At 75.5% G+C, this 3,710-nt stretch carries 2 protein-coding genes and 1 pseudogene; all 3 read left to right on the forward strand.

The features are described 5' to 3' along the window. On the forward strand, nt 1-1,004 hold a 1,004-nt coding region (locus IH13_RS0122580), incomplete at its 5' end, for an exopolysaccharide biosynthesis polyprenyl glycosylphosphotransferase (protein ID WP_031087222.1). Nucleotides 1,005-1,007: 3 nt separating this feature from the next. Beyond that, nucleotides 1,008-2,319, forward strand: a pseudogene (locus IH13_RS38140) (O-antigen ligase family protein). A gap of 53 nt (nt 2,320-2,372) precedes the next feature. Then, nucleotides 2,373-3,710: lipid II flippase MurJ (locus tag IH13_RS0122590; protein ID WP_234433363.1), on the forward strand; the 1,338-nt coding region annotated here is incomplete at its 3' end.

Consider the following 3,710-nt stretch of genomic DNA (forward strand, 5'->3'; position numbering starts at 1 on the left):
GACGGGCGGCGCGCTCCCCCCGGTCCGCCCTGGTGATCGGCGACGGGCCGGTCGCCGAGCGGGTCACCGCGGTGCTCCAGGAGCGCGCGGAGTACGGGCTGCGGCCGGTGGGCCGGGTGGGCCGTGGCGCCGCCGGGGACGGGGACGGCGGGCCCGGGGCGGCCGAAGGGGTTCCGCTGCCCGTCCTCACCACGGCGCAGGACGTGGGCCGGGCGGTCATCCAGAACAGCGTGCGGCACGCCGTGTTCACCGCGCCCCCGGAATCGGTGCCCGACGGCGCCGCCCTCTTCGGCCTGTTCCTCCGGCACGGCTGCCGGGTGTGGCTGGTCACCGACCGGAGCGGGCCCGGCAGCCGGGGGCTCGCGACCCGGGACCACGTGTGGGGTTTCGCCGCAGCCCCGCTGCACGACGCCCCGCACCATCCGGTCGCCTACCGGGCGAAGCGGGCCATGGACGCCGTCCTGGCCACCACCGCCCTGGCGGCCGCCGCCCCGCTGATGGCGGCCTGCGCCCTGGCCGTACGCGTCTGCGACGGACCCGGTGTCCTCTTCCGGCAGGAGCGCGTCGGCCGGCACGGACAGCCCTTCGTCCTGCTGAAGTTCCGTACGCTGCGGCCGGCCGACGCCCATGAGGCCGCCACCCGGTGGAACGTGGCGTCCGACCACCGGATGAGCCGGGCCGGCCGGTTCCTGCGCCGCACCTCGCTGGACGAGCTGCCGCAGCTGTGGAACGTACTGCGCGGGGACATGAGCCTGGTCGGACCTCGGCCCGAACGCCCCTACTTCGTCCAGCAGTTCAGCCGGATCCATCCCGGCTACCGGGCGCGCCACCGGATGCCGGTCGGCATCACGGGGCTGGCCCAGGTGCACGGTCTGCGCGGGGACACCTCCATCGAGGACCGGGTCCGCTTCGACAACCGGTACATCGAGACGTGGTCGCTCTGGCAGGACGTGTGCGTGCTGGCGCGCACGGCGGGCTCGGTCTTCCGGCTGGGGGGCAGCTGAACCGTGACTCCCACCGTCACCACGGCGCCGCCCGTCCGCCCCGGTACGGCCGAGGCGGCCGCCGCGCCCGTACCGGGGCGGTGTCCCGTTCCGGGCACCTGGCGCGGCAGATGGCCGCTGCTGCCCCTGCTCGCGGCGGTGCTGCTCCTGGCCGTACCGGCCGACGGGACGAAGGCCGGAGCCGTGTACGGCGTGCCCCTGGCCGACATGGCGTCGGGCGTCGCGGTGCTGGTCCTGTCTCTTATACACGGTGACGGCCACGGATCCGGTGGCGGCGCTGCCGGGGTTCGTGCGGTACCTGCAGATCTTCGTCCTGGTACCGGCCGCGGTGCTCCTGCTGGTCAGGGACGCGGCGGACTTCCGGGTCGTCACCGGCGCGCTCGTGGCGCTGGCGCTCGTCCAGGGCGCGACGGGCGTGCACCAGTACGTCACCGGGTCCGGCGCCTCGTACATGGGTGAGGAGATCCGGGCGGTCGGCACCTTCGGTCCCGGCGACGTGATGGGGATGGCCACCGTCGTCGGCTACGGGCTGCTCTCGGCCGCCGCGTACGCGTTCCGGCCCGGGGCGGCGCGGCCCCGGTGGGCGGTGCCGTGCGCCCTGGGGGCCGCCGCCGTGCTGGTGGTGCCGCTCGCGCTGTCCTTCAGCCGGGGGGCGTGGATCGCGACCGCGGCGGGCGCGGTGGCGATGGCCGCGCTGACCGGGGCGCGGCAGGCGCTGCGCACGCTGGCGGTGCTGGTCGCGGCGGCCGTCGTGCTGGTCGGCGGGTTCGGGGTCGGCTCCCAGATGCTCTCGCAGCGGCTCGCCAGCATCACCGAGGTGACGAACGCGCCCGACCGCTCGGTCACCGACCGCTACACCATGTGGGCCGCGGCGGCCGGGATGTGGCGGGAGCGGCCGGTGACCGGCGTCGGGCTCAAGGCCTTCCCCGCCCACCGGGACGGGCACGCCTCGATCGGGCTCTCGGCCGGCAGCGACACGGAAGGGGCCGGACAGGAGTTCGTCAGGCAGCCGCTGCTCTCCCCTCACAACATGTATCTGCTGGTCCTCGGCGAACAGGGGCTCGTCGGTTTCACCGCGCTGGTGGGCGGCTGGGCCGCTCTCCTGGTGGGCGGTGTGTGCCGGCTGGTCCGGGCGCGGGCCCGGCGGGCGGCGGCTCTCGACTGCGGCCTGGCCGCCGTCGGGCTGACGGTCTGGCAGTGCGTGGACTTCCTGTACGCGGACATCGGCGGGCCCTCCACGGTGCTCACCGGCGTCGTGCTGGGGCTGGCCGCGTGGTGGGCGCTGGCCGCGCCGGAGAGGATGGCCGCCGCGTGAGCGAGACCGTCGTCGGGAGTGCCGGGAAGACGCCCGGGTCGTCCACGCGCGAGGTGTCCGGCAGGCCGTTCCTGGCCCGGGCGGCGGCCGGGGCCGCCGGGCTGACCGTCGTCGCCGCCCTGCTGGGGCTGGTACGCGACCAGGCCGTCGCCCGGCTCTTCGGCGCCGGCCACGCCAGCGACGCGTTCCTGGTGGCCTGGACGGTGCCGGAGATGGCGGCCACCTTGCTGATCGAGGACGGCATGGCCCTGCTCCTGGTGCCGGCCTTCAGCCACGCGCTGACCCGCCGTGCCCTTGCCACGGCCCCCGGGGACCCGGTACGCGCGCTCGTCGCGGACACCCTGCCCCGGCTGTCCGCCGTCCTGGCCTGCGCGGGTGCCCTGCTGGTCGCGGGCGCCCCCTGGGTGGTCGGGGTCCTGGCACCCGGTCTGGAGGATCCCGGGCTCGCGGTGGACTGCACCCGTCTGACGGCGGTCACCGTGCTCACCTTCGGAGTCACCGGGTACTTCAGCGCGGCGCTGCGGGCGCACGGGCGCTTCCTGGGACCGGCCGGGGTGTACATCGCGTACAACGTCGGCATCATCGGCATGACGCTCGCGCTCCACTCCGTGTGGGGGGTGCGGGCCGCCGCGGCGGGGGTCGCGGCGGGCAGCGTGCTGATGATCCTCACCCTGCTGCCCGCCTTCGTGACCCTGGTGCTGCGGCGGCGTGTGCGGGCGGAGGGGCGTCCGGTGGAGCGGGACGCGGCGGCCCCGCTGCTCGGTGCCGCCGTACTCGCCCCCGTCCTGCTCTTCGTGGTGAGCCGTCAGTCGCAGGTCTTCGTCGAGCGGTTCCTCGCCTCCTCGCTGTCGGACGGGGCGATCTCCCACCTGAACTTCGCGCAGAAGGTCGCGCAGTTGCCCATGGTGCTGTCGATGATGATCTGCACGGTCACCTTCCCGGTCGTCGCCCGCGCCATGGCGTCGGGGGACCGCGAGGGCGCCCGGCGCAGGGTCGAGCGCGACCTCGCCCTGGCGGGGACGGTCGTGCTGCTCGGCACGGCTCTGGTCATGGGGTACGCCCCGCAGATCGTCGAGGTCCTCTTCCAGCGCGGCGCCTTCGACGCGGCGGACACCGCGGCCACGGCAGGTGTGATGCGGGTGTACGCGCTCGGCCTGCTGGGCCACACGCTGGTCGGCGCGCTCTGCCGGCCGTACTTCTCGGCCGGACGGCCGACCTGGTACCCGCTCGGCGCGATGGGCGCGGGCCTGCTGGTCACCGCGGCGGCGGGGCTCGCCCTGGCCGGGCCGTTCGGTGTCGACGGCATCGCGGCGGCCAACGCCCTCGGCATCAGTACGGCCGCGGTGCTGATGCTCCTGGGGCTCGGCTCGCGCGCGGTCGCCGTCCGGGTC

The sequence above is a fragment of the Streptomyces sp. NRRL WC-3549 genome (genome assembly GCF_000721935.1).
Lineage (GTDB): Bacteria > Actinomycetota > Actinomycetes > Streptomycetales > Streptomycetaceae > Streptomyces.